This is a genomic window from Nostoc cycadae WK-1, assembly GCF_002897135.1.
Classification (GTDB): domain Bacteria; phylum Cyanobacteriota; class Cyanobacteriia; order Cyanobacteriales; family Nostocaceae; genus Nostoc_B.
The window spans coordinates 431,272-456,395 of sequence record NZ_DF978422.1 but is presented as its reverse complement, the minus strand read 5'-3'; the positions used below and the strand labels follow the sequence as shown (position 1 = coordinate 456,395).

Sequence of the window (25,124 nt, the reverse complement as noted above, 5' to 3'; positions counted from 1 at the left end):
CGCAAGATTTGAGTTGATTCCTGTAACAAATTTGTCGCCTTGTTGGTAAACCACCATATTTTAACTTGGTTAGATATAGAACAAAGTCACATTGATGGATACTAAGTAGTATTTCAAACGAAATCAACTGTCACCAGAAAAAATTGTTAAATTGCAATTATTCAGTGGATTCTACGACATCAACACCAAACACATCTGCAAAACATTGAACAATATGAGGACGCACCTCTTCGCAGGTAATATCAGGAATCCATTCGGCTAAACTAGCGACTGGTTTATCTGCAATACCGCAGGGAACAATATGTTGAAAGCCTGTCATATCAGGACAAACATTAAAAGCAAAACCGTGCATGGTAATCCAACGGCTAACTTTAATCCCAATTGCCGCAACTTTGCGATTTTCTAACCATACACCAGTAAAACCAGTCAAGCGATCGCCAGTCAAACCATAAACTCTTAACACCCGAATAATCACTTCTTCCAGTTGACGCAAGTACCAATGCAAATCTTTACAATGACGTTGCAGATTTAAAATTGGATACCCCACCAGTTGACCGGGACAATGGTAAGTCACTTCGCCACCGCGCTCAACTCTGTAGACATTAAAATCACGGTGATCAAGGTCAAATTTGAGAAATTCTGGTGTCGCTCCCTGTCCCAAAGTATAGACAGGGGGATGCTCTAGCAAGATTAGCACATCATCTAGTTTAGGGTCTTGAATGCGTTCTGCCAGAAGCGATCGCTGCCATGCGTGTGCATCTGTGTAAGACATCAATTTTTTGTTATATAACAAACAGCGGTTAAGAGGTGGTCTAGTACTACGGATCATGTCAAAAATCAACTGGAAGAATAATGAAATATATTGCAAGTTAGATAGTTGCACAAAATAATTGTCAAGCTATGCAAAGGATTTTAAAGGAACATCAAGGGAACCTGCTACAGAAAATACAAAGTGCTAGTTTGAATATATAAATAACCGCAACGGTCTTAGGAGGAATTCTCTGCAATAAGCATCACGCCAAAACAAGAGGAAAGAATGAACTGGCTGATGACTCTAAGAATTAAGATACAAGCGCAGATATCCAGTGACGATATGAATCAAGGGAACGCGTGAAAATTGAAAGTAGCAAATTTAGAGCAAACTCAACAGTACATCAAACTACAACAAAACTTGTTTTGGCGACAGTCATAGACCTTACCGCAACTTCCTTTCTCACAAAAACAAACTCACATCACACATCACATATAGAGCGGGAGAGTTTACATGAAGCTTGTCATCCACGGCAAAAATATTGAAATCACCGAAGCAATTAGGGATTACGTGCATCAAAAGATAGAAAAAGCGGTTAGTCACTTTCAGAACATTACAAATGAAGTGGATGTCCACCTAAGCGTAGCCCGCAATCCCCGAATTAACCCGAAACAAGCAGCTGAAGTCACTATTTATGCAAATGGTAGTGTCATCCGTGCCGAGGAAAGCAGCGAAAACTTATACGCCAGCATTGATTTAGTCGCAGATAAAATTGCCCGTCAATTACGCAAATATAAAGAAAGGCGGCAAGATAAGAAAACTCATGCTCAATCTACAACCGAAGTAGTCGTACCAGAACCAGTTGTACCAGATTTAATTGGCGATCGCACTCCCGAATTACCTAGCGAAGTCGTCCGGACAAAATATTTTTCCATGCCACCAATGACTCTGGAAGAAGCATTGGAACAATTACAATTAGTGGGACACGACTTTTATATGTTCCGCAATGCCGAAACTGGAGAAATTAATGTGATTTACGAACGCAATCACGGTGGTTACGGCGTAATTCAACCGCGGAATAATAACGGCCATACCAACGGTAAAAACGGTAAAGCCGCCCACAACAACATCATTATGCAGGAGAAATCACACTCAGTTAAATAAATAGTCTTCATAGGGTGGGTAAATCCCACCCTTCAACCCTCAGTCCAGCAAGTTTGGATTTAGGATTCACTTAGCACTCATTTACTGAGAGTTTGCAAAGTTTTCAGCGCTTCTGTAACGTGTCCTTGAAAGTTCAACATCGAATCAAAGACATACTGCACTACTCCCTGTTGATCAATAATATATGTCACGCGACCAGGGAACAAACCAAAAGCCGCAGTTGCACCATATTGCTTACGAACTTGGTCTCCTTGATCACTCAAGAGAGTGAATGGTAAATTATATTTCGCTGCAAATCGCTGGTGAGATTCGCTGGAATCACCACTCACACCAATCACTTCAGCACCAGCATCTTTAAACACTTCATATTGGTCGCGGAAGGCACAAGATTCGGCTGTGCATCCAGGTGTGTCATCTTTAGGATAAAAGTACAGTACAACAGCTTTTTGACCACGGTAGTCTTTTAAGCTAACTGCTGCACCATTTTGAGCAGGTAAGGTGAAATCAGGAGCAATATCTCCAACTTTAACGGCCATAGGTATTTCAAAAATTGCGATCGCATATTTTTAACTATGAATGATATTATGCCGTTTTCCGAAGCATTGCCGACAAAGTTAGTGCTACTTGTTGAGGGAATCGCTCAATTGAGTGCCTGTGTAATTGGGAACCCAACCTTCCACGGAGGTAAAATAACGCACGGCTTTAAACTTTAATGACGCTGTCAGACTACACCAATGCTCTACACCCGCGGGGATAGAAATATAGTCTTGAGATTGAACTAAAAGCTGTACTTGGCTACCATCAGGTCTGACAAAGCCAAAAATCATCTCTCCTGCTAAGACATACAACGGTTCAACCGCAGTGTGTGTATGGTAACGACTATATGTATCCAGCAGCATCTTCAGATTAGGCACACCTGGATGCACATTTAGCAAATCACACCAGAGAGAACCATTTTCTTGTTGGAGAAATTCAAAGACACTGTTATGCAAGTCAACAATGTAGTCTTTCTCTAAAGCATTTAAAACATCCTGTTCTAGGAGATTGGCGAACAGCAGCGATGTTCCTGGATCATAATGCTTGAGATACACCCCAACAGGCGCAAGTTCACGCACTATCTCACTTAAATCGCTCTCGACTGTACCATCTTCTAGTAATAGGATCGCCATGACAAAAAAATTTATAATTAACTGTTAAAAAAAGTATACTCAAATTTGACACAATAAACCACAATTGCCTATCGGCATACTGTAGTATTTGTATCTATTATATAACTATAGAATCCTACACCAAAAGCGACCCATTCTTGATTTTAAATAAAACTAACCAACAAAAAAATAGATTAGGACAGTTTGAAAATCCCCAGATTCAGACACAGTAATATCCAAAGCGTGTCTTCTTGTTTTCTGCGATAAAATAACTGTGGTGGCGAGTTATGCTGATTCACATAACTATTACAGTGTGCTGATTAATTTTAAGCAGCCAAATCGATCTTGAAGTAAGTCAAGTTAGAGAAAATCACAGAATATACTTAGATGAGTTAGACTACGTTAAACTCATAAGCTCTGATTTTTTACCATTAAAACTTGCAAGATTTTAATAGCACTATCACGAGGAATATCTAAAGCCTGATAAAAATCGGTTAAAAAATTTTTTTCTTCTTCTGTGACTATACTTTGGGTCATTACCAAATCAGCAGCGACAGCGAAAGCTACTTCTCTGAGTTCTGGTGATAAAGATTCTTTAGCTGCATTAAATAAAGCATTAAAACCATCATACCGAAGAATATTGAGGTTTTTTTCTAACAGATTCTCAATGAGATCTTCGGAATAATTGCTAAAAAGCTTGAGTCGTGACAATACAGAAGATATACTACGCACTTGTTGTTCTGAAAGAAAATCCTCTGAAGTAACTGCGATCAAAGCAATAGCTGCAAAAGCTTCAGATGATGTCAATTTTTCTGGGGCTTGGTTTTCTTTCCTAAAGATTGTGTCTAATGAATTCATGGTTTTTGCTCCTGGATTTGGGTCTCAGTAGCGTACAGTTACCTGTAGGTTCTGAACTTGCAGGTAGTTCTGCAACGCTGTGAGACTTTCAAAATCTAGTGTTCCCAGGATTTCTTTATGGCGAACATTTACTTGCACTTGGTGATTTTTGGCAAGTAGTCCACCTGCAAGGTCAAAAGTTAGCGTTCTCCTGTTTTTTCAATTGTTTCTATCACTGCCAATCCTATACCAGAAGCTGCGATTAGCAGGACTGCTGATAGCAAATAGGCGTTAGTAAGCATCCGAAGGGCATCATCAAAGAAAATATAGGTGGTCATTGCGTCACCTTTGAACTCTGTGTGGCTAGTAGTACTTATTTTTCAACACGCTGACTATGATTCCCGCTGAAAAATTCCTAGCAATTGCATCTTAACAAAACTTTAGCTCCTCAGTCAGAGTTTTCTAAATTTTTCTTTCTGAAGATTCTGTAAATTTCAGCAGAATTTGGTAAATAAAAATACGGAAAATTTTTAATATAGAAAATTATGCTGTCTAAATAACCGCAAAATTAGCTATTAAATTAGTAAGTTAAATAACATATAACGTTTATTTGGGTATAATTTCCAGTTGCTAAATAACCATAAAATACCTCTTTTTAAAGCAATATAGACGTTAATACTACATAATATTGTCAATTACATACTGGTGAGCAAAGTTGTAGTAAATTAATTTTTAACTTTCAGCTGTTTTTTTCAATAAATTTTTTGATTAGTTCATTACTACTAGGGGTACAAAAGATGATTAAGCTGCTAGTCGTAATTTTGAACCAAATTTTGTAAAGAATTGTAAATAAAGTTGAGAGTAATGCCTGTCATTGAAGCGGTAAACCTGGATTTGCTAAGATTTCCAGTGCGTAAACTTTAAAACAGAGCAACTTTTCACTATCATGCCAACATCAACAATTGACGGTAAAGACGCAGCAGCTATCCAAGCCGCAAGAGAAGGAGTGGCTGTGTGCGATCGCTCTTTTTGGGGACGCATTCGCGTTGCAGATGACGACCGCATCCGCTTTTTGCACAATCAAACTACTAACGATTTTCAAAGCCTAAAACCAGGGCAAGGTTGTGATACGGTGATGGTCACATCCACTGCCCGCACAATTGACTTAGTGAGTGCATACATTCTTGATGATGCAGTACTGCTGTTAGTCTCGCCCAATCGTCGAGAGTTTTTAATGCAATGGCTAGATCGCTACATCTTTTTTGCTGATAAGGTGCAGTTAACCGATGTCACAGAAGAAACTGCAACCTTTAGCCTGATTGGCCCAAATAGTGATGCCATTATAGAAAAATTAGGTGCTGGGGCAATTATTGGTCAACCAGACAGCAATCATTTGTTAGTTGATAGTGGAGTGATTGTAGCTGTAGGTAGTGGCTTGGCTTTACCTGGATATACCTTAATTCTGCCAGCTACCGAGAAACAAAAAGTGTGGCAACAAATTTTAGAATTTGGGGCTGTAGAATTGAGCGATCGCGCTTGGGATACGTTACGTATTATTCAAGGAAGACCAATCCCAGATGCAGAACTAACAGATGACTACAATCCGCTGGAAGTGGGTTTATGGCAGACTATTTCTTTAAATAAAGGTTGTTACATTGGGCAAGAAACCATTGCGCGCTTAAATACCTATAAAGGAGTCAAACAAAACTTGTGGGGAATTCGCCTCAGCGCCCCAGTAGAAGTTGGTAGTGCGATCGCCCTTGGAGATGAGAAAATTGGTAAACTGACTAGTTATACCGAAACTAGTGAAGGTTACTTTGGACTCGGTTACATCCGCACCAAAGCCGGCGGTATTGGCTTAAAGGTAAAAGTGGGAGAAGTTGAAGGTGAAATTGTGGATATCCCATTCGTCTCTCATGAGTATCCGTAAACTCTTTGCGTGAGACTGAAAAACTAGGAATTATTTAAACGGAATTTTGTGGCGATTTGTCACTAACTGAACTGTAAAAGTAGACCCCTCATCTAGTTTACTTCTGACAGAAATAGAACCTCCACAGCGCCACAATAACCGCTTAACAATAGTTAAACCTAATCCAGCACCACTCAAGTCTTCAGTGGTTCCTGAACGCACCCGATAAAAGCAGTCAAAAATTTTGCCAATTTCGGTTTCCGCAATGCCAATACCTGTATCACGGAATTCTAACTGTACGTAATCTCCTTGAACACGCGATCGCACCCAAACTTGCCCACCTTTAGGGGTAAATTTAATGCTGTTATGTAGCACATTAATTACTATCTGTTTCAGTCCACCTGTGACACACCAAACGTCTGGTAGTTCTGTAGGTACAGTGTAGGCCAGCATAATGCCTTTTTCTTGAGCTACAGGCTGGTAGGTGCTAACTACTCCGGGTACAATATCCGCTAGACGGACTAATTCTAGGCTTGTGGCTTCTAAGTTATGTTCTAGATTAACAAGATCTAATAGACCAGTGATGAGGATACTCTGGCGATCGCACTGAGTATTCAGCATTTGTAAATATCGTTGTCGCTGGGGCGGTTTAAGTGTAGGAGAATTTAACAGCGACAATGCTGTTTTCATGTGTGTTAAAGGTGTTCGCAGTTCCTGACATACACTGCTTAAATAATCATCTTTGAGTTGCTCTTTATTTTGCAGCTTTTGATTTTGGACTTGTAACTTAGCAATACGTTTATTAGCAATTTGACGTTGAATGGAATTTTGGCGTTGGAGTTGTTTTGCCAATAGTTGACTGATGAGTGCTGGTTCGGTTGTACTTGGGTAAATCAATTCAGCCGGAAAAACTTCAGATGATTCCGGTGCAGCCACCTGTTTTAGACTATCTAAAACTTGCTGAATTATTCTGCCTTCCATTGTCATTACCGCTAGTAATGACGGAATTTTACTGGCCTTGGTTTTATTAGAGTGGCGGTTTTGATTTCTTTTTCGTGGTCGCCGCGCCACAATTAAACTACAAAATTGCGGCGAGGATACTATAAAAAAGTATTCTCGTCGTAATTGATAGTTTGATAATAGTTGTACCCAATTTGGCTGAGTTGGGATAGTTTCACCTGTAACTTTTTCTTCTTCCCCAGCATTTATTTTCTCTATTCGACAAATATTAATTACTCCAGTTTCACGCATCGCAGATTGATAACGTTTTAATTCTGCGTGCCAAATTTTTCCTGGTGGTAACTTAACCCAAAAAGTTGCGGTAATTTGCTGTTCAATCAATAAATCGATTTGCGACCTCAACAGCGATAACATACTCGCAGGATTGCTTGGCAATGGTTGAGGTGGTGTTTCCACTCCCAAAGCCAACTGATATACGGATAGCTCCTTACGCAGAGAATCATTCATGAGTCAAGCACAACAAGGAAGAAATAATTATGTCATTGATTGTCAATTTCATGTAAGTGATTGTTACAAAAAGACTACGTAAAATACATTAAGTTATAAACGAGTATTGGTGAGGAAGAAAGTATGAAGTGCGAAACAATGGCTAATGTGAATTAGATGGCGAAATCCGAGTAATTTCGTTGATGATTCTAACATTATGGTTTTGGACAAGCCCACAAGCCTGATTCACAATTTCATACTTCATACTAGCCTGCGGCAAGCCCTTCGGGTTCAGCAGTTGCTTCAAGTCGGGGAACCCGCCCAACGCACTGCTTCACCGCTAAAAGCGTCTACACACTTCACACTTCAGGTTTTCCTTATCTGGCCAATAAAGCCTCCCGTGCGTGTTCTCGGTCATCAAAGTGGATTTTTTCTGTACCGAGAATTTGATAGTCTTCATGACCTTTGCCCGCTAACAACACTCCATCACCCGGTTGAGCTTGTAAAATTGCGGTACGAATAGCTGTAGCCCGATCGCAAATTACAGTCGGTTGCACAGTGTCCGGAATTCCGGCTAAAACATCTTGCAAAATTTTTTCTGGGTCTTCGGTGCGGGGATTATCGGAAGTGACAACAGCCACATCTGCTAACTCTGCGGCGATTTTACCCATTTTTGGGCGTTTAGTGCGATCGCGATCGCCACCACAACCAAACACGCAAATCATTTTACCGGGAATAAACGGCCGTGCAGCTTTGAGTAAGTTTTCTAAGCTATCGGGGGTATGGGCATAATCAACAATCACGCTGATATCTTGTTGCGGACTGATTTGCACTCGTTCCATCCGTCCAGGAACGCCAGGAAAATCACCAATTGCAGCGGCGATTAACTGTAAATCTAGTCCTAAATGTAAAACTGCGCCCACCGCAGCCAAGACATTTTCTAAATTATATTGACCAACCAATGGTGAACGAAACGCAACTTCACCCTTTGGTGTATGAAGAATACCACTCACACCATTGGGCTGATAATTTAAATCGCTCATCCACAAATTAGCATGGCGATCGCTGACACTGTAACTCCAGACTTGTTCTGATGGTAATCGGGCGATTAATTGTTTACCGTAGGAGTCATCAGCGTTGATTACTGCCTTTCCCTTGAGATATTCGGGGCTAAATAACAACGCCTTCGCTGCAAAATAATCCTCCATATCGCTGTGATAGTCCAGATGGTCTTGGGTGAGATTGGTAAATACTCCCACCTCAAACGGACAACCCAAAACTCGACCTTGCGCCAAAGCGTGAGAACTCACTTCCATTGCGCCAAACTCACAGCCAGCATTGACAGCTGCTGCCAACTGCTGTTGTAGTTCCACCGCAAAAGGCGTAGTGTGAATAGCAGTCTGTACAAAACCCGGCCAGCGAGTGTATAAAGTCCCCATCAAAGCCGTAGCGAGATGAGCTTTATTCAGAAGAAATTCAATCAGGTGAGTAGTGGTTGTTTTACCGTTGGTACCAGTAACGCCCACTAATTTGAGTTTTTGTCCGGGATAATCGTAAAAAGCCGCTGCTATTTGCGCGCAAGCTTGAGTCATATCACTAGCACTAATCACTACAGCCTCCGGCGAGGGAGGATTTTTTTCGGCAGCTTCGGCAGAAACAATGGCCGCTACCGCACCAGAGGCGATCGCACTTGGCCAAAATTCGCCACCGTCTACCCGTGTCCCTGGCATTCCAATAAATAAATCTCCCTCACTGCAAGCATGGGAATTGGTTTTTAACCCCTTAACTTCCGCATCTGCCAAATTAGGATTGTTAGGCAATTGTGCCACATTGTTTACTGCTGCTAGTAATTCCCGCAATTTCATCTTGTGAACCTCGCCACACGCTTATCTTGCGCTTATTCTGCATCATTTTTTTTGATATTGGATAAATACTTACACAACATTTGCTGAATTTGCTGGACATTTGCACGGGGAGAAGGACGCGGTAGAGGTTGTTCAAAAGCTTCCGCACCGGGGAGATTGGCTAAAACCAGCACTGGGACTTCATATTGATAAGCTAGTAACCAATCTTCACGAGTTGTAATGTCACGAATCTCTAACTCTACAGTAGTAAAATTTTGTGTCTCTAAAATTTGTTCTAATTTTTCCTGTAAGCCCTCGCACAGATGACAACCGGGTTTACTGTATAAAATCAATCGCATAGAAATTATGAAGTATGAAGTGTGTAGACGCTTTTAGCGGTGAAGCAGTGCGTTGGGCGGATTCCCCGACTTGAAGCAACTGCTGAACCCGAAGGGCTTGCCGCAGGCTAGTATGAAGTCTGAAATTCTTACTAATCCTAACTCAGCACGAGCTAAACGCCCCGCTACCGCTAACAGCACCTTCAATTCAGCACCAGAAAAAAGCGAGTGTGGGTCATCTGCCTTCTAATATGGACTATAGTCAGTTTTTGTGGAGTTTTGGGAATGACCGCAACAGATCCTGTAAAGTTAATGAAGCAAGAGGTTGGTAAAGCTGCTGCCCTACTAGTAAAATCAGGTTCAATTGTCGGTTTAGGTACGGGTTCAACAACAGCTTATACAATTCAGTATTTAGGCGATCGCCTCAAATCTGGTGAACTTAAAGATATTGTGGGTATTCCTACTTCTTTTCAATCAGAAGTATTAGCCAAGGAATATGGTGTTCCTCTCACCACTTTGGATGCTGTTGACCACATCGATATCGCTATTGATGGCGCAGATGAAGTTGACCCCCAAAAGAATTTGATTAAAGGTGGCGGTGCAGCACATACCCGCGAAAAAGTGGTAGATTACTTAGCCAGTCAATTCATTGTTGTCGTAGACAGTGGTAAGTTAGTTGACCGCTTAGGTTCTGTGTTTGCAGTACCCGTAGAAGTTATCCCAATGGCAATTACTCCTGTTACCAATGCCATTAAGCAACTTGGCGGTAAACCAGAACTACGTATGGGTATCAAAAAAGCCGGGCCAGTCATCACAGACCAAGGTAACTTTGTCCTTGATGTCAGATTTGACTCCATTGACGACCCAGTGAATTTAGAAAAAATCCTCAATAACATTCCTGGCGTTTTAGAAAACGGTATCTTCGTCAACTGTGCAGATGTCGTTTTAGTTGGCGAAGTTATAGATGGTCAGCCAGTAGTTAGGCAGTTGTAATATTTTAGCTGGGTGTAAGGGTTTTTATAGTTGATGCAATGTGCAACTTATTTTTGAAACCCCTCTCCAAACCTCTCCCCTACAAGGAGAGAGGCTTTGAATCTTGCTCCCCTTCCCTTGTAGGGGAGCCAGTGCGTTGCGGGGGTTCCCCCCGTTGTAGCAACTGGCGTAAGGGGTTGGGGGTTAGGTTTGAGAGAAAGTTGCACACGGCGTTAGTTTATGCTTTTACACCCCATCCTTCCCTATTTTTAAATAGCCGATTCTTTACTCAGCACTCGAATTAAGCGTACTTATTAATTACCTGTGCAAAATCGGGTACAGCCTCTTCTATATAGGGTTTAACTGAACCTCTAAGTTTTTCATAAGTTCCCCGCACAATTGGCCGTGACACCTTCTTCGCTCTGGCATCAGTAATGCTCAATAGTGCGTCTGCTGTGCGAGATTTATTTGTAGCAAGGTGCGCCACTGGATCACCATTTTGTACGCCTTCATTCCACATCGGATCAAGGGCTGTAAAGCAGTCTGGTAAAAGTTGCTCAACGGCGTAGGCGATATATCCTGGCTTAACTCCTTTCAGCGCTGCATAAGCAGCTTTGAGTCCAATACCGCTAATACCTGACTTAGAAGTGAGTTGTGTTTCTAACAATTTGCAACAGTCATCAATAACCATTGCTCTCTTGTCTGAGTTTAAAAGTTTGTCGCTCAGTCCCATTTCACTCCTCCATGATGTTAAGGCGATCGCTGTTCTCTATTTTTCCCACAAGTAGGAAATTATAAAAAATGTTAACAGAGCCAGAGCATTTTCGTAGCCTTGCTTCTGTATGTTGACAGACTTGGGTGATTGTGAGTCAGAAATTTTCGCAATAACTTGATGAGCGATCGCTCTCTCATGTTTAATCAAGCTATGTACTAAAACACACATACTCTTCAGTAATATTATTGCGATCGATGTTTTAGAGTAATGAGCGATTTAGGTTTTGGCAAATTATATAATTAAATAATTACTGGCAAAATTATAAATCAATGACATTACTTAACGCACGTAATTTATCTTTAGAAGAAGTTCATCGTTTGTTTGGCTTTCAAAAGCAGTACAATGATTCATTTTCTAACCTATTATCTTTAGAATCTCTGAGCCAAGAAGAACAGCAAGAACTAAAGCAGATTCAAAATGATTTTGATAGATATCTAAATACAGGTAAAGTTTCCGAAGGGCAAGTCAAGTTTCTTGCAGTTGCGCCTTTACTGCGATTAGCTGGCTTTTATCGCTATCCCATAGAGATTGTTTTAGAAGAGAACATTGCTGATATTGAAGTAGAAGATGAAGACACAATAACTAAAGGCAGATTTGATATTTTAGCGATTAGTAAAGCCAAAAATACAAAACCTCAAGCATATTTCTGGTTGCTATTAATTGAATCTAAAAATAGTCAAATTGATATATTTACTGGATTACCTCAATTACTAACTTATGCTTATAAAAGTTTAGATAATCAAAAATCAGCTTGGGGTTTAACGACTAACGGTAGGAGTTATCAATTTGTCTATATCGAACAAGGCAACCCGCCAGTATATCAACTACTGCCGTTGTTAAATTTTATGGAATCGATGCGGGCAATGGAATTATTGCAGGTTCTCAAAGCAATTTGTCAGTTATAAAGTTACTAATATTCAGCCAAAGCTTTTGGATACGCTGAAAGTGCGATAGCTTTAAAATGTCATGTAAAAACCTTTATTCAAAGCTAAAGCCTCTGTCAGCATTTTTTATAGGATTGCTATATATAGTATTCAAATATAAAAAATAAATTCACTATTATTGATTTTAATATTTTTAATTTTCTCGATTATATTCATTAAATTTGAGTTTTCTGTACCATTGAAACCGTGACTAAAAACTTGTAGCAATAACTTAGATTGAATAATTGGATATTCTATAAAATTTTGCCTAGCTTTAGGTATTTCTTTATTATGTCTAGCCATAATTGAACTTTGTTCTATCAGTCCACCATTTTTGAAAATAAAATCAATATATTTAACATCATTAATACATCTATAACGATTAAATGGCCAAGGAAAAACTACTCTTCTTTCTATAATCTTGTTTTCTGTAATTTCATAATATTCTGGTCGTTTCAATGACTCTATGTTAGGTTCATGACCTTTATTGCGAAGACAATTTAAATCATTAGCAGTTAAATGTAATTCAAAGGTTCTGTTATTATTACAAGCCTCTATAAAGGCAGCAATGCGGATTTTAACAGATGAATATTCTTCTGGTGTAGAGGAATAAACAGGGAAATTAACTAATTCTTCAGGTAGTTGAGATTGATGCAGAGCCTTATTTAGTTTATTTACAGTTGTGAAATATAAATAAGCTATATACACGATGAGAATTAGTAAAATCCCCAACAAAATTAAGGATAAATAAGCTAAATAATTTGGCATTTTATGAGTATTTTTCGGTTTATTTCAGTTCTGCTAATAATTCTACTGTTTGCGATCGCTCCACCAAGCTATTTGCACATAAAATACCAGAAGCGGCAACTGCTGGTACACCAATTCCTGGCATGGTGCTATCACCGACACGATATAAACCGGAAATTGGCGTGTGTGTACTCGGAAACATCCCTTTACCCGCAGCAATAGCCGGGCCATAGGTTCCCTGATATCTTCGTAAATAATGGCTATGAGTTAATGGTGTCCCGATAAGTTCTAACACTACACGTTCTCGAATATCGGGGATAATTCGCTCTAAGGCGTGGTATAAAGTTTGGGCTTTCTCTTTTTTCTGCTGTTCATAATTATTATTTCGTTCCCAGCCAGCAAACGGTTCCAGGGTGTAAGCATGAACTACATGATGTCTCTTTGGTGCGAGGGTTGCATCCCACACACTAGGAATAGAAATCATGCAAGTATTACCTGGTGTGGTGATATCTTGCTGAGAGTCGTGAACTACAACATGATGTCCTGTTAAATTTTCTAAGCCATCGCCACGAATACCCAAATGTAAATGGATGAAACTATCAACTGTGGGTGTATGTAGTGCAGTTTGACGGTAAGCTGTGGGTAAATCTTCAGGACGCAGGAGTTGATTGTAAGTATCCCAAATTGTGGCGTTGGAAATAACAATCGGTGCTGACAGAATTTCGCCGTTTTTTAACCGCACACCTACAGCTTTACCAGATTCCACGAGAATTTGCTCAACGTGACAGCCTACGCTTAACTTGCCACCCCAACGTTCTAATCCACGTACTAAAGCATTGACAATTGCGGCGCTTCCTCCAACTGGGTACTCTACGCCACGCCCACGTTCACCCAACATAAAAGCAACTTCTGGGGCAATTGTACCCTCTGCCTTTAAGCCAGACAGCAAAAAGCATTCTACATCGATGAGTCTGCGTACCCAAGGGTCTTTAACTGTCGCATCCATAACAGCGCCAGCCGAAGACTGCACCAAAGGCAAATACGGTAACATTTTAGCCAGCGATCGCGCATAATTCAGTAATACAAAAATTACCTGCCAATCAGCCCGTAAAGCCAAAGTAGGTATATCTTTCATCCCCTCATACAAGCCTAACAACCGGGCGGCAAAATTCTGAAACTCTGCTGCACCTTGGGGTGTAATTGTTTGTAACTCCTGATGCAATCTTTGAAAATTGCTGTAAATTGCAATACTAGCTTCAGGAAAATGGTAGTGTCCTAAAGGATCATAAGGTATAACTTGAAGGGATTCCCCTAGAACATCCAGAATTTGTTTTACCGGGTTCAAACTATGGGTTCCTGAGAGTCCACAATAAAAAGAGGGGCCAGAATCAAATTCAAATCCTCGTCGTTTAAAGCTATGGGCTGCACCACCGGCAATTGTATGGCTTTCACAGACAATTACCCGCTTGCCATACCGCGCAAGCAATGCCGCAGCACATAACCCGCCAATACCGCTACCGATAACTATGACATCGTTGTTTGTCATTTGTACTTTGTCCATTGTCATTTGTCTAAATACTAATAACTTTTGACTTTTGACTTTTGACTTTTGACCCTTGACCCTTGACCCTTGACTTTTGACTAATGACTGAACCACTAATTGAACTGAAAGGCGTTTCTAAGTCCTTTGGTAACAATAAGGTTTTAGATAATGTGGACTTGACAATTTACCGAGGCGAAGCACTAGGAATTATCGGCCCTTCCGGGACTGGGAAATCAACAATTTTGCGAGTAATAGCGGGACTAACTAACCCGGATGAGGGCGAAATCTATGTCCAAGGAGTCCGGCGTGAAGGGTTGATAGAAGATAGTGCTGACCCCATTGGTATTGGGATGGTGTTTCAGCAAGCGGCGTTATTTGATTCTTTGAATGTGGATGAGAACGTGGGATTTTTACTGTATCAAAATTCCAAGTTACCGCGATCGCAAATTCAAGAACTAGTCAAAGAAAAATTAGACATGGTGGGTCTACCAGGAATCAGTCATCTCTACCCTTCGGAACTTTCTGGCGGGATGCGGAAACGGGTGAGTTTTGCCCGTGCGATTATGTCCAACCCCGAAAATCCCAAAGAAGGGCCAGAAGTTTTACTTTACGATGAACCCACAGCCGGACTAGACCCGATTGCTTCGACAGTCATTGAAGACTTGATTCGTGATTTACAAAGTATGCACGGAGTTTGTAGCACTTATGCCATTGTTACCCACCAAGATAGTACGATTCGCCGGACAGCTGATAGACTAGTGTTTCTCTACCAAGGTAGAGTGCAGTGGCAAGGTACAGTTAATGACATGGATAGCACCGACCACCCATTAATTAGACAATTTGTGAGTGGGAGCGTGCAAGGGCCGATTCAGGTTGTTGGTTAGGTGGTTGGAGGAACAAATGCGAGAATTTATCACAAACCGCTTCACTTCTAGACGAACGCTCAGAGAAGGTTCAGTGGGTTTATTGCTCTTGCTAGGACTGGGTTCCTTTGGGGTGATTATTCTGTGGTTGAATGGAGTTAGTGCAGCACGTAGCTCGTATAAATTTGTTGTCGAATTTGCCAACGCCGGAGGAATGCAAAGAGGTGCATCAGTTCGTTATCGTGGCGTGAAGGTCGGCAAAATTTCAGATATTCGTCCAAAGTCAAATGCTATTGATGTAGAAGTAGAAATTGCTCCAGCTGATCTAATAATTCCCAATGATGTCAGCATTGATGCTAACCAAAGTGGATTGATTAGTGAAAGTATTATCGACATTACACCAAGAACATCACTTGTCGCTGATGTGAAGGCTAAACCTTTAGAAAAAGGCTGCAATCCAAACTTAATTGTTTGTAATGGTTCTCGTTTAAAAGGTCAAATTGGTATTAGTGTTGATGACCTGATTCGCAGTAGCACTGAATTAGCTACCTTATACAACGATCCGAAATTTTATCAAAGAGTTAACCGACTTTTAGAAAGTTCCGCCGCCGCCGCTACCAGCGTTGCAGCCCTCAGTCAAGATGCGAGAGGTTTAACGAAAGGCTTTCAAGGACAGCTAAGTACATTTGGTGCAACAGCTAATTCTGTACAACGCGCCACAAATGAACTCACTGCATCTACCACTAAAACAGCAAATCAGTTAAGCGTAACTGCTAATCAATTTGGTGCAACAGCTAAAGAATTTGGCTTAACAGCGAATAAGGCCAATCGTTTGCTGACTAACTTGGATGATTTGGTAACTACTAATCGTTCATCCTTAGTTGGCGCTCTGAATAATATTACCGAAACCAGTAATCAATTACGCGCTACTGTCACCAATTTATCACCATCACTTAATCGCTTAACTCAAGGAGAAGTGATTAAAAATTTAGAAGCACTTTCAGCTAATGCAGCCCAAGCTTCTGCTAATTTACGCGATGCGACAAAAACTTTAAATGACCCCAAAAATGCTTTACTACTACAACAAACTTTAGACTCAGCTAGAGTCACTTTTGAAAATACCCAAAAAATTACATCTGATTTAGATGAGTTGACAGGTGATCCAACTTTTAGAAAAAATCTTCTTCAATTGGTCAACGGTTTAAGCGGCTTAGTTTCTTCTACACAACAAATGCAGCAGCAAGTTCAGTTTGCCGCAACTTTAGATGCTATGAAAGTAGCAGCTATCAAACAAAATATCGTTTTTCCTACACCAGTCACTAGCGAACCAACAGGTGTAATTAATCCCGCAACTACTGTTGTGAAAGGTGTAGATAAACAGTCTCAAACTACTGATTACGTAACTTTGAATTCGTCCCAAGAAAAGTTATTGCAGCAATTACGAGAACATAGTAAAAAAAGGGAAACAGAGCAGTAAATAACTATCAATTGACCAATAGTAGATTTATCATTGCATCCATTACTGTCCAGATGTATCTACTTGCGGCTATATTTTTTGTTGAATTTGAGAGGATTGGGATAAAATACATCTCAAGACATAGAATTAATTTAGTTTTTTTGCTTGAAATCTCTTCTCAAGATAGTAGATATACTATCTTCAACATCCTACTCTAGTTCTCGAAGCTATTGAACAAAATACTTTTCTTTAAATTCGAGGACATGATTTATGGCTAATGAAAAATTTAAAAAAGCAGTAGATTCATCTGAAAGAGCAGAAGTAGATACGTATGACAGAGGGATTGTTCCTGCTGAAACTGCTGCTCGTAAAAAAAGAGAGGGAGAATTATATAAAACATTACCCACAGAGCAAAGAGAAGCAGATGCGCCTACTGACGACCAAACCGATGCCGAAAGCATCCACACTACAGACGGTTACACTGTAGATAAAGAAGGTTTGTTAAATAACTACGCAATTGAACCAGAAATGTACTATGAGGTTCCCGGTGATGCGCGTCAAGAAGTTGTAGAAGATACTGCACAACGCGTAGAGGAACTTCAAGAAGTCAAAGAAGATAAGGAAGGCGAATTAACAGAAAAAGGTGATGAACGCGGTAGAGGCCCAGGAATAGTTTAGTCATTGAAGAATTTAGCAGCAATATTCTGACTTTTAAATTCTATGTAGATCACTCTCACTCGCCGATTCTTTCATAAAACTCCACCCATAACCTCTCTTAAATTTTTTAAGAGAGGTTTTATTTACCTTACTCAGCACTTTTACATATCTAATGCAGCTTTCCCTAATGATTGACAAATCACGTCATTTTGTGGCGTGTGAATACGGCTGCATAAAACGTCACGATAGTGTCGTTCTAAGGGATTCTTTCTTGTTAATCCTGGATTACCAATAAGTTGCAAACCAATTTCTACAGCACGGATTGAATTAGTTGTGCTGAGATATTTTACAGCTTGTGCTTGTAATTCTACATTAGGTGCAGACTCACTTTTATCCAGTTCTTGTGCCAAGTTGTAAATTAGTATGCGGTTAGCATATAGCAGTGCTTCGATTTCACCTACTGCTGTTTGAAAGCGTGACAAACTGGCGAGTGGTGTTCCCAAATTTGACGGAGTGCGATCGCCAAGATATTCTATTAACCAGTCTCGCGCAGCTGTGGCAACTCCTAAATACAATGCACTCAATGTCAAACTGTTCCATACGGCTGTCATCGGGTCTGGTGGTGATTTAATAGAGACAGGACGAATATCTAACGCATATTCATCGGGAATTAGAACATTTTCTAAAATTAAATCATGACTCCCAGTCGCTCTCATCCCTAAATGATCCCAAGTTTCGACAATTTGTACCCCAGGTAAGTCACGAGGAACTAAAAAATTACCAACTTGGGGTTCATCTTCGGTTTTTTTCGCCCAAACCACAAAGTAGCGCAGAATTGGACTACCTGTTGTATATTGCTTATGCCCACTTAACAACCAACCTTGTGCTGTTTTTTGGGCTGTTGTTGCTGGTAAACCGCCTCTAGCTGGTGTACCTAACTCTGGTTCTACACGGGCGGCGTTGATGAGGGCGGAGTTGGCGATCGCTTCCCGACAAACTTTCTTGTATACTTCAGGATGCCAGGAACGACTACGATTAGCTTTAGCGTGTTGTAAATAGTGCATGTTCAACACTAACGCCGTAGAAGCATCACCACAGGCTATCCCCTCAATAACTTGACAAATACTAGCCAGCCCTAAATCTTGTCCACCCAAATCACGGGGAATAGTTAAACCCAAAAGTCCCGCTTGATGCAGCGCCGTAAAATTTTCAAAAGGAAATGAACCATCTTTATCATGCACTGCGGCGCGAGTCGCAAAATCTTGCGATAGGGTTTTAACTTGATCAGAAAGTGACAAAGAAGTTTCTAAGCCTTGATTGACAAAGGTTTTTAATACTACTTGCTTCATTTTAATTCCAGCTAAAAATTGACTTAAAAGTACAGATAATAGTCAATAAATTGCAAATAACTATGCACCCTATATTAAAAGTTGATATTTCTGAACTCACCATATCTGAGCGAATGCAGCTTGCAGAAGATTTATGGGACAGCATTCTGACTGATAGTAATGCAGTAACTCTGAGTGAGGAGCAAAAAGAAGAACTGCATCGACAAAACCCAAACCAGGGTTCATGTTGGGAGCAGGTTAAGCAGCGACTTGGTTTTGCTCAATAATAATTTCTACTCCTCACTCCCTATTTTTGAGCTACCGCCACATTCAAATAGATGTAGACATAACTGCTGGGAAAGTGCTTGACAGACTTCGACTCCACGAACACTGTTACCACGCGCATCTAAGGGTGGCGAAAATACTCCTATACCCATTTGATTGGGGACAACTGCAAAAATTCCGCCGCAAACGCCACTTTTAGCAGGAATACCGACTGTATACGCCCATTCGCCAGCAAAGTTGTACATTCCACAGGTGTACATAACGCTGAGAATATCCTTTATATATTGATGGTCTACAGCTCGTTCGCCTGTGATGGGGTTTATTCCTTTGTTCGCCAATGTCGCGGCCATCACGGCTAAGTCGTGACAATTCACTATCACGGCACACTGCTTAAAATAAAGGTCTAATGCTTCTTCAATATTTTGGTCAATCATACCAAAGTTCAGCATCAGGTGTGCCATTGCACGGTTACGATGTCCGGTGCTGCGTTCGGAAGTAAATATAGACATATCGACAAATACATCATGACCAGTGTAGCGGCGGAACATCTCTAGGATGCGGTTGAGGCGTTCGGTTGCACCCTCTCCTTTAATTAAGCTGGTGGTGGCGATCGCTCCAGCATTTACCATTGGGTTATATGGTCGCTTTGATCGCTCATCTAAAACAATTGAGTTGAATGCTTCTCCTGTTGGTTCTACACCCACTCTTGTCAATACATAATCTCGCCCATGATCTTCTAGGGCTAGTCCGTAAGCAAAGACTTTAGACATGGACTGGATAGTAAATAGCTGCTGGTAATCTCCAACTTCGTAAACTTGACCATCTACAGTCACGATGCAAATGCTAAATAAATCCGGGTTTACCTTAGCTAATTCTGGAATATAGTTTGCGACTGCACCCTCTTGCAAAGACTTGTACTTAGAATGCAAATCTTGGAGAACAGATAACAATGATGATGAAACTATTTCTAAATCTACTGAATTTGCTTGTTTTGCCATGAAGCTGATAGTTTATTTGAGAAAATCATAGATGATTAATTATTTCGGGTAGTCGATTTTTATTGTAATTTTTGCTACATTGCTAAATTCATAAATATACGTCCACTGGTATTTTTTAATTTTCTCATTCTTATTTTTCTTTTAATTGTAAAAAATATTAGTTACAAAAGCACCCAATTTTTTCGCCCATGATTGCGAATATTACTGGTTTTTAAAATTACTTTTTATAAAATTTAAATAAGTATATTTACTTGTAATTATACACTATATAGATTTTTTTTAAACATCAATTATTGCTGCTAATCAAATAATATATTTTGGCTATAAGCTTTACCATAAAAGACTTTTAGCTAATTACAAAAACTATATCAATATAGCTTAATTCTGTGTAGATAACAGTTTTTCTCCTTTAATATATTTAAAACTTATAACCATGATTTCAAAAAACTATATGTTCTATAACATACATATTTTTTACTGAAATCAACGGGTAAATCGAGTAAACTTTGCCAAAATCTAATCTGAGAAGCGTGTAAAGTTTTAATAAGAAAAATGTTCGTAGCCGAAAAAAACGCTACACACCTAAAATCCGCATTTGAACAAGGTTTCACTGTTTTGATCGGGATTTAAATTTGCGAAATTGAGGTTTGATTACGCTAAAACCCTGATCCCCAAGTTCAAAAGTTCGTGTTAGTCTGTTGCAGTTATGAAAAACAAAGTGAAAGCGGAACGAGTTCGATTTTAAGGAAAACTTTTGCTCTTTTATGGCATTAAATTCCGTTAATCAAAAAAACTACTGTTCTACAGTCGCTTGAAAATTGGACGCATGAACCAAAGACATTTGTGGACTACTGTCGCCTTGTTTGTGACTCTTACCGGGATACCCTCAATGGGTCGCACTCAAACTACAATTCAAACCGCCAAGGAAACTCATCCAGTTTCCCAAAAATCATCAACTGGTGATGTGGTTAAAGTAGGTGAGTACCAATCCCCTACAGAGAAACAGAACTCGGATGCTGTGATTACAAGCATTCATTCTCACAGTATTGGAGGTCGTCAAGCGGCAACCCTATACATCCGGAATATACCAGTACTCACTTTTGTGAGTTCTAAGCAAGTTGCGAATGTTGAGACAAAACAAGGTGTTGTAGGAGAAATAGGGGGCGTGCAGTCGTACGCCCTTGTTGCTACCAACTCAACTAAAGTGGCAAGTACTGGCAATGTAGTAAATTCTGGAAACCAAGTCGGCTCATTAGAAAATGACCCTGTTCAACGAGCTAGTGTGATAGCAGCTAAAATCAACCAGCTGATTGAAGACAACGTTGATGCCAAGCAGATTACGGTCAGTTGGAAAGATGAGAGCAAAACTGCTAATCAACCCCAAGATAAAAGCTCTGCTGCACAGCCTAGCGATCGCTATACAATCAAAATCAAAGACCAAGAATTGGTGGAAATCAACGAAAATACCCGCCTAGCAGACACCACCAATAACTTGGCACAAGACGCATTACAAGCAACCAACCGCCTACGCAGACTCATTGGTAACGCATCTCCTATTGATAACATTGCTAACTTACCAGTGCGATCGCCATTGTCATTACCAAGACTGCCGCAGCAAATTGCCGTTGGTAATATCAGACTTACCTTTAGAGGCATGGCCTCCTTTTATGGCTATGATGGCTCAGGCAGTATGACTGCTAGTGGCCAGAGATTTAATCCGGAAGCTATGACTGCTGCACATCGCAGTTTGCCTTTTGGGACAAAAGTTCGTGTCACCAACACCAGTAATGGTCGCTCTGTCATAGTACGCATTAATGACCGCGGCCCGTATATCCGTGGCCGAGTCATCGACTTATCTATTGCTGCGGCCCGCACTATCGGCATGATTGGTAGTGGTGTTGCGCCAGTACATATCGAGGTGTTGGGACGATAAGTTTTAGGTAATTTGCAGGATTAAAGGATAGTTTAAATAATTTTTGGATTGCTCTATTACCCAATCCAAAATCTAAAATCCCAAATTTATCGGCTTGTTCGGCGTAGTGTTTTCCCTCAACGCGCTTGGCGCGAATTAATGACCACGGCTAAATCTCCATCTCAAACCTGATCCTTCATCCTGCAAATTCACCTAATTTCTATATTCCCCTAGTTCTCGCATCTTTTCCCCAGTTTCAGATATAAACTAACGGGGGAGGGTTAGAAGAACTAGGGGAATTTTGTGCGCCTGTTGACAACAGTCGCAGCTTTACGCTGCTATTTAAATAAACTTCGCTCGCAAAGCCAACTGACATTACCAGAAGATCTGGTCGCAGATGAAATGAGCAGTTGGGATCGGACAGCCGTCGGTTTGGTACCGACAATGGGGGGTTTGCATCAAGGTCATTTAAACTTAATCAAACGAGCAAGGCAAGAAAACTCAACGGTGATTGTCAGTATTTTTGTCAATCCCTTGCAATTTGGCCCTAACGAAGATTATGCACGTTATCCGCGAACTTTAGAGCAAGACCAAAAATTATGTGAAGACGCGGGAGTTGATGCGATTTTTGCTCCTACTCCGGAAGTGATGGGAGTACCCGCGAAAAATATACAAGAATCTTTGATGACCCAAGTCATCCCACCATCTGCTATGATACTAGGTTTGTGTGGACGTTCTCGGCTAGGTCACTTTCAGGGTGTAGCAACGATTGTGACGAAGCTTTTGAACTTAGTACAGCCTGATCGCGCCTACTTTGGGCAAAAAGATGGTCAGCAACTGGCAATTATTCAACGACTAGTGGCTGATTTAAATTTGCCAGTAGAAATTGTTGCTTGTCCGACAGTCCGAGAAGCGTCAGGTTTAGCTTTTAGTTCTCGCAATCAATATTTGAGTGCGACAGAAAAAGAGCAAGCAGCAGTTTTATATCGAGGATTAAAAAAAGCTGAAGCTGCTTTTAAATCTGGTGTGCGTAACAGCAATCAGTTAATAGCAGTGGTACAACAAGAAGTGGCTAAGGTGAGTACTGTTTTCTTGGAATATATTGAATTGGTTGAACCGACTACGTTAATGTCATTAGAAACAATTGAGGAGGAAGGAATGCTGGCGATCGCAGCTCGTCTTGGTTCTACACGTTTGATTGATAATACCATCTTGCGCGATCGCCAACCCATCATCGCTATTGATGGGCCAGCCGGAGCCGGAAAATCTACGGTAGCACGCCAAGTAGCAGCAGAACTAGGGCTAGTTTATTTAGATACAGGTGCTATGTACAGAGCGATGACTTGGCTAGTAGTCCAAAAAGGCATTGCTTTGGATGATGAATGTGCGATCGCCGAATTAGCTCATACTTGTAACATTGAACTTACACCCAGTTCAGATTTAAAATCTCCTGTGCGGGTTTGGATTGATGATGTCGATATTACCCAAGAAATTCGCACAGTTGAGGTAACATCTAAAGTATCTGCGATCGCCGCCCAAAGTGCTGTGCGTCAGGCCTTAGTTAAACAGCAACAAAACTGGGGTAAAAAAGGTGGTTTAGTCGCCGAAGGCCGGGACATTGGTAGCCATGTCTTCCCCGATGCTGAAGTGAAAATCTTTTTAACCGCATCAGTAACCGAACGCGCTCGTCGTCGTCAACAAGACTTCAAAAAACAAGGTCAACCCGAAGTTAGTCTAGAACAACTAGAACGGGACATCGCCGAACGCGATTGGAAAGATAGTACTCGTAAAGTTTCCCCCTTACAAAAAGCTGCGGATGCAGTGGAACTCCAAACTGATGGGATGAATATATCTGAAGTAGCTGCACAAATCATTAATTACTTCCATCAACGCTTATCTCAATGGTAATCAGAGAGATACGCTTTTAGTTTTTCTTCCTCTGAGTGGTGAGTAACTGAGTACCTACCCACCACTTGTAAATCAGACTTTTAATTAATTAAATTAGCTTAGTAGATAACATTTTATAGACTGAAAAAATTTATTCATCTAGCTTAAGACTGACTAATAATATTTATGATGACTATGCCTTAAGGTAGAAGTATTCAAGGTTAAGAATTCGCTAACTAGTTATTATCAACTCTGGCTGCAAAAACCAAAGTTCATTGCCAAAGCATACCTCTTTTCATTCCCCCTCATGCAGGGGGAATATCTTTCTGACTTATTAAGCAGGATAGAAGATTTAAGGGGTAATAATCTGCTAGGATAACCAGGGAAAATAAACGCCTTATTTACAATGGCTGTAACCCTTGCAAAAAGCCAGCGAAAAATTATAAATTAAGTCCAACACTACTAATTGCTAATCGCTAAAATACTTTGGTGATCAAATATTAGTTGTTTTTATTTATAATTCTTCTGCCATCGGCATTTGACTTATCAAAAAAGTCTTTTGTTTTCATCATCACTTTGGTAGTAGAATGACGATGTTAAGTTTTATGTTTCCTTAATTCAAGGACATCAAAACAACTAAACACAAAACCTGTAATTTTCTAAGCTTCGGTAATAGCTTTAGGCCGGGAAACAGTAAAGAGAGGATTTCATAAAATGGCATTTACACAGCCCCCCTTACCCTTTGACATTAATGCTCTAGAGCCGTATGGCATGAAAGCTGAGACCTTCGAGTATCACTATGGTAAGCATCATAAAGCTTATGTCGATAACCTCAACAAGCTAACCGAAAATACAGAACTTGCTAATAAGTCTCTAGAAGAAGTTATCCAAATATCCTTTAAAGATTCTTCCAAAGCAGGTATTTTCAACAATGCTGCTCAAGTTTGGAACCACACCTTTTTTTGGAATAGCTTGAAGCCAGGTGGTGGCGGCGCACCCACTGGTGAACTCGCAAGCAGAATTGAAAAAGACTTTGGTAGCTTCGACAAATTCAAAGAAGAGTTCTCGAATGCGGCTGCTACTCAGTTTGGTAGTGGTTGGGCTTGGTTAGTTGATGATGGTGGTACTCTTAAGGTAATTAAAACACCTAACGCTGAGAACCCCTTAGCCCACGGCAAAAAAGCATTGCTCACCCTTGACGTTTGGGAACATGCTTATTACATCGACTTCCGCAATGCTCGTCCTGCATTCATTAAGAATTTCTTAGATCAGTTAGTCAACTGGGACTTCGTTGCAGAAAATCTGGCTAAAGCATAATATCTATCAGGCAGAAAGCGATCG

General features: G+C 40.5%; 24 protein-coding genes. 11 read left to right on the top strand and 13 right to left on the bottom strand.

Going from position 1 to position 25,124, the window contains the following annotated elements:
* Positions 1 to 157: 157 nt before the first annotated feature.
* Entirely contained in the window at positions 158 to 829 is a 672-nt protein-coding gene (gene lipB, locus NCWK1_RS04025; protein WP_103123804.1) for a lipoyl(octanoyl) transferase LipB, read from the bottom strand.
* A gap of 435 nt (positions 830 to 1,264) precedes the next feature.
* Here lipB and hpf point away from each other — a divergent pair, with 435 nt between their 5' ends.
* Positions 1,265 to 1,915 (top strand): ribosome hibernation-promoting factor, HPF/YfiA family, encoded by a 651-nt coding sequence (gene hpf / locus NCWK1_RS04020; RefSeq protein ID WP_096580013.1) that lies wholly within the window; start codon positions 1,265 to 1,267, stop codon positions 1,913 to 1,915.
* 77 nt (positions 1,916 to 1,992) lie between these two features.
* Here the strand turns inward: hpf and NCWK1_RS04015 are convergent, their stop codons facing one another.
* The 4 genes from NCWK1_RS04015 to NCWK1_RS29370 form a co-directional block, all read right to left on the bottom strand.
* A complete protein-coding gene (locus tag NCWK1_RS04015) occupies positions 1,993 to 2,451 on the bottom strand; it encodes a peroxiredoxin (protein ID WP_103123803.1) in 459 nt (152 codons plus the stop codon).
* 84 nt (positions 2,452 to 2,535) lie between these two features.
* Positions 2,536 to 3,084, bottom strand: a complete 549-nt coding sequence (locus NCWK1_RS04010) for a 1,2-dihydroxy-3-keto-5-methylthiopentene dioxygenase (RefSeq protein WP_096580017.1) — start codon at positions 3,082 to 3,084, stop codon at positions 2,536 to 2,538.
* A gap of 387 nt (positions 3,085 to 3,471) precedes the next feature.
* Complete coding sequence (locus NCWK1_RS04005) at positions 3,472 to 3,921, bottom strand: tellurite resistance TerB family protein (protein ID WP_103123802.1); 450 nt, start codon at positions 3,919 to 3,921, stop codon at positions 3,472 to 3,474.
* 179 nt (positions 3,922 to 4,100) lie between these two features.
* Positions 4,101 to 4,238, bottom strand: coding sequence for a hypothetical protein (locus tag NCWK1_RS29370; protein ID WP_062294792.1), 138 nt, complete (start codon positions 4,236 to 4,238; stop codon positions 4,101 to 4,103).
* A gap of 608 nt (positions 4,239 to 4,846) precedes the next feature.
* Here NCWK1_RS29370 and ygfZ point away from each other — a divergent pair.
* The gene (gene ygfZ, locus NCWK1_RS04000; RefSeq protein WP_103123801.1) at positions 4,847 to 5,830 is read left to right on the top strand and encodes a CAF17-like 4Fe-4S cluster assembly/insertion protein YgfZ; all 984 of its coding nucleotides are present in this window, start codon (positions 4,847 to 4,849) and stop codon (positions 5,828 to 5,830) included.
* Positions 5,831 to 5,860: 30 nt separating this feature from the next.
* Here ygfZ and NCWK1_RS03995 read toward each other — a convergent pair whose 3' ends face one another.
* The 3 genes from NCWK1_RS03995 to NCWK1_RS03985 form a co-directional block, all read right to left on the bottom strand.
* A complete protein-coding gene (locus tag NCWK1_RS03995; protein ID WP_103123800.1) occupies positions 5,861 to 7,276 on the bottom strand; it encodes a DICT sensory domain-containing protein in 1,416 nt (471 codons plus the stop codon).
* A gap of 356 nt (positions 7,277 to 7,632) precedes the next feature.
* On the bottom strand, positions 7,633 to 9,120 hold the full coding sequence (locus NCWK1_RS03990) for a UDP-N-acetylmuramoyl-L-alanyl-D-glutamate--2,6-diaminopimelate ligase (RefSeq protein WP_103123799.1): 1,488 nt from the start codon (positions 9,118 to 9,120) through the stop codon (positions 7,633 to 7,635).
* Positions 9,121 to 9,152: 32 nt separating this feature from the next.
* Complete coding sequence (locus NCWK1_RS03985) at positions 9,153 to 9,458, bottom strand: glutaredoxin family protein (protein ID WP_096580027.1); 306 nt, start codon at positions 9,456 to 9,458, stop codon at positions 9,153 to 9,155.
* 264 nt (positions 9,459 to 9,722) lie between these two features.
* Between NCWK1_RS03985 and rpiA the strand changes: the two genes are divergently transcribed.
* Positions 9,723 to 10,430: a ribose-5-phosphate isomerase RpiA gene (gene rpiA / locus NCWK1_RS03980; RefSeq protein WP_096580028.1), complete on the top strand. Its 708-nt coding sequence runs from the start codon at positions 9,723 to 9,725 to the stop codon at positions 10,428 to 10,430.
* A gap of 280 nt (positions 10,431 to 10,710) precedes the next feature.
* On the opposite strand, the gene NCWK1_RS03975 is transcribed toward rpiA, so the two are convergent.
* A complete protein-coding gene (locus tag NCWK1_RS03975) occupies positions 10,711 to 11,142 on the bottom strand; it encodes a DUF6918 family protein (RefSeq protein WP_103123798.1) in 432 nt (143 codons plus the stop codon).
* Positions 11,143 to 11,453: 311 nt separating this feature from the next.
* On the opposite strand from NCWK1_RS03975, the gene NCWK1_RS03970 reads away from it, so the two are divergent.
* Entirely contained in the window at positions 11,454 to 12,089 is a 636-nt protein-coding gene (locus NCWK1_RS03970) for a restriction endonuclease subunit R (protein ID WP_103123797.1), read from the top strand.
* A gap of 129 nt (positions 12,090 to 12,218) precedes the next feature.
* Here NCWK1_RS03970 and NCWK1_RS03965 read toward each other — a convergent pair whose 3' ends face one another.
* Both NCWK1_RS03965 and NCWK1_RS03960 read right to left on the bottom strand, forming a co-directional pair.
* The gene (locus NCWK1_RS03965; protein ID WP_103123796.1) at positions 12,219 to 12,875 is read right to left on the bottom strand and encodes a hypothetical protein; all 657 of its coding nucleotides are present in this window, start codon (positions 12,873 to 12,875) and stop codon (positions 12,219 to 12,221) included.
* A gap of 19 nt (positions 12,876 to 12,894) precedes the next feature.
* A complete protein-coding gene (locus NCWK1_RS03960) occupies positions 12,895 to 14,400 on the bottom strand; it encodes a phytoene desaturase family protein (RefSeq protein ID WP_103123864.1) in 1,506 nt (501 codons plus the stop codon).
* A 98-nt stretch (positions 14,401 to 14,498) separates the two neighbouring features.
* On the opposite strand from NCWK1_RS03960, the gene NCWK1_RS03955 reads away from it, so the two are divergent.
* The 3 genes from NCWK1_RS03955 (at position 14,499) to NCWK1_RS03945 (ending at position 17,394) form a co-directional block, all read left to right on the top strand.
* The gene (locus NCWK1_RS03955; RefSeq protein WP_096580036.1) at positions 14,499 to 15,281 is read left to right on the top strand and encodes an ABC transporter ATP-binding protein; all 783 of its coding nucleotides are present in this window, start codon (positions 14,499 to 14,501) and stop codon (positions 15,279 to 15,281) included.
* A 16-nt stretch (positions 15,282 to 15,297) separates the two neighbouring features.
* Positions 15,298 to 16,737: an MlaD family protein gene (locus tag NCWK1_RS03950; protein ID WP_103123795.1), complete on the top strand. Its 1,440-nt coding sequence runs from the start codon at positions 15,298 to 15,300 to the stop codon at positions 16,735 to 16,737.
* 249 nt (positions 16,738 to 16,986) lie between these two features.
* Complete coding sequence (locus tag NCWK1_RS03945; protein ID WP_096580040.1) at positions 16,987 to 17,394, top strand: hypothetical protein; 408 nt, start codon at positions 16,987 to 16,989, stop codon at positions 17,392 to 17,394.
* Positions 17,395 to 17,534: 140 nt separating this feature from the next.
* Here the strand turns inward: NCWK1_RS03945 and NCWK1_RS03940 are convergent, their stop codons facing one another.
* Complete coding sequence (locus NCWK1_RS03940) at positions 17,535 to 18,722, bottom strand: acyl-CoA dehydrogenase family protein (RefSeq protein ID WP_103123794.1); 1,188 nt, start codon at positions 18,720 to 18,722, stop codon at positions 17,535 to 17,537.
* Between the two features lie 62 nt (positions 18,723 to 18,784).
* Here NCWK1_RS03940 and NCWK1_RS03935 point away from each other — a divergent pair, with 62 nt between their 5' ends.
* Positions 18,785 to 18,988, top strand: coding sequence for an addiction module protein (locus NCWK1_RS03935; protein ID WP_103123793.1), 204 nt, complete (start codon positions 18,785 to 18,787; stop codon positions 18,986 to 18,988).
* A 6-nt stretch (positions 18,989 to 18,994) separates the two neighbouring features.
* On the opposite strand, the gene glsA is transcribed toward NCWK1_RS03935, so the two are convergent.
* Positions 18,995 to 19,984 carry a glutaminase A gene (gene glsA / locus NCWK1_RS03930; RefSeq protein WP_103123792.1) on the bottom strand — a complete coding sequence of 330 codons (990 nt, stop codon included), beginning with the start codon at positions 19,982 to 19,984 and terminating at the stop codon, positions 18,995 to 18,997.
* 826 nt (positions 19,985 to 20,810) lie between these two features.
* On the opposite strand from glsA, the gene NCWK1_RS03925 reads away from it, so the two are divergent.
* The 3 genes from NCWK1_RS03925 (at position 20,811) to sodB (ending at position 25,100) form a co-directional block, all read left to right on the top strand.
* The gene (locus NCWK1_RS03925; protein WP_103123791.1) at positions 20,811 to 21,917 is read left to right on the top strand and encodes a septal ring lytic transglycosylase RlpA family protein; all 1,107 of its coding nucleotides are present in this window, start codon (positions 20,811 to 20,813) and stop codon (positions 21,915 to 21,917) included.
* A 282-nt stretch (positions 21,918 to 22,199) separates the two neighbouring features.
* Positions 22,200 to 23,804: a bifunctional pantoate--beta-alanine ligase/(d)CMP kinase gene (locus NCWK1_RS03920; RefSeq protein ID WP_096580050.1), complete on the top strand. Its 1,605-nt coding sequence runs from the start codon at positions 22,200 to 22,202 to the stop codon at positions 23,802 to 23,804.
* Positions 23,805 to 24,497: 693 nt separating this feature from the next.
* Positions 24,498 to 25,100 carry a superoxide dismutase [Fe] gene (gene sodB / locus NCWK1_RS03915; protein ID WP_103123790.1) on the top strand — a complete coding sequence of 201 codons (603 nt, stop codon included), beginning with the start codon at positions 24,498 to 24,500 and terminating at the stop codon, positions 25,098 to 25,100.
* The last annotated feature ends 24 nt before the right edge of the window (positions 25,101 to 25,124 follow it).

What these genes read in the sequence shown, in the direction of transcription:
- lipB (WP_103123804.1), bottom strand. Translation starts at nt 829, where the DNA reads ATGATCCGTAGTACTAGACCACCTCTTAACCGCTGTTTGTTATATAAC.
- hpf (WP_096580013.1), top strand. Translation starts at nt 1,265, where the DNA reads ATGAAGCTTGTCATCCACGGCAAAAATATTGAAATCACCGAAGCAATT.
- NCWK1_RS04015 (WP_103123803.1), bottom strand. Translation starts at nt 2,451, where the DNA reads ATGGCCGTTAAAGTTGGAGATATTGCTCCTGATTTCACCTTACCTGCT.
- NCWK1_RS04010 (WP_096580017.1), bottom strand. Translation starts at nt 3,084, where the DNA reads ATGGCGATCCTATTACTAGAAGATGGTACAGTCGAGAGCGATTTAAGT.
- NCWK1_RS04005 (WP_103123802.1), bottom strand. Translation starts at nt 3,921, where the DNA reads ATGAATTCATTAGACACAATCTTTAGGAAAGAAAACCAAGCCCCAGAA.
- NCWK1_RS29370 (WP_062294792.1), bottom strand. Translation starts at nt 4,238, where the DNA reads ATGACCACCTATATTTTCTTTGATGATGCCCTTCGGATGCTTACTAAC.
- ygfZ (WP_103123801.1), top strand. Translation starts at nt 4,847, where the DNA reads ATGCCAACATCAACAATTGACGGTAAAGACGCAGCAGCTATCCAAGCC.
- NCWK1_RS03995 (WP_103123800.1), bottom strand. Translation starts at nt 7,276, where the DNA reads ATGAATGATTCTCTGCGTAAGGAGCTATCCGTATATCAGTTGGCTTTG.
- NCWK1_RS03990 (WP_103123799.1), bottom strand. Translation starts at nt 9,120, where the DNA reads ATGAAATTGCGGGAATTACTAGCAGCAGTAAACAATGTGGCACAATTG.
- NCWK1_RS03985 (WP_096580027.1), bottom strand. Translation starts at nt 9,458, where the DNA reads ATGCGATTGATTTTATACAGTAAACCCGGTTGTCATCTGTGCGAGGGC.
- rpiA (WP_096580028.1), top strand. Translation starts at nt 9,723, where the DNA reads ATGACCGCAACAGATCCTGTAAAGTTAATGAAGCAAGAGGTTGGTAAA.
- NCWK1_RS03975 (WP_103123798.1), bottom strand. Translation starts at nt 11,142, where the DNA reads ATGGGACTGAGCGACAAACTTTTAAACTCAGACAAGAGAGCAATGGTT.
- NCWK1_RS03970 (WP_103123797.1), top strand. Translation starts at nt 11,454, where the DNA reads ATGACATTACTTAACGCACGTAATTTATCTTTAGAAGAAGTTCATCGT.
- NCWK1_RS03965 (WP_103123796.1), bottom strand. Translation starts at nt 12,875, where the DNA reads ATGCCAAATTATTTAGCTTATTTATCCTTAATTTTGTTGGGGATTTTA.
- NCWK1_RS03960 (WP_103123864.1), bottom strand. Translation starts at nt 14,400, where the DNA reads ATGACAAACAACGATGTCATAGTTATCGGTAGCGGTATTGGCGGGTTA.
- NCWK1_RS03955 (WP_096580036.1), top strand. Translation starts at nt 14,499, where the DNA reads ATGACTGAACCACTAATTGAACTGAAAGGCGTTTCTAAGTCCTTTGGT.
- NCWK1_RS03950 (WP_103123795.1), top strand. Translation starts at nt 15,298, where the DNA reads ATGCGAGAATTTATCACAAACCGCTTCACTTCTAGACGAACGCTCAGA.
- NCWK1_RS03945 (WP_096580040.1), top strand. Translation starts at nt 16,987, where the DNA reads ATGGCTAATGAAAAATTTAAAAAAGCAGTAGATTCATCTGAAAGAGCA.
- NCWK1_RS03940 (WP_103123794.1), bottom strand. Translation starts at nt 18,722, where the DNA reads ATGAAGCAAGTAGTATTAAAAACCTTTGTCAATCAAGGCTTAGAAACT.
- NCWK1_RS03935 (WP_103123793.1), top strand. Translation starts at nt 18,785, where the DNA reads ATGCACCCTATATTAAAAGTTGATATTTCTGAACTCACCATATCTGAG.
- glsA (WP_103123792.1), bottom strand. Translation starts at nt 19,984, where the DNA reads ATGGCAAAACAAGCAAATTCAGTAGATTTAGAAATAGTTTCATCATCA.
- NCWK1_RS03925 (WP_103123791.1), top strand. Translation starts at nt 20,811, where the DNA reads ATGAACCAAAGACATTTGTGGACTACTGTCGCCTTGTTTGTGACTCTT.
- sodB (WP_103123790.1), top strand. Translation starts at nt 24,498, where the DNA reads ATGGCATTTACACAGCCCCCCTTACCCTTTGACATTAATGCTCTAGAG.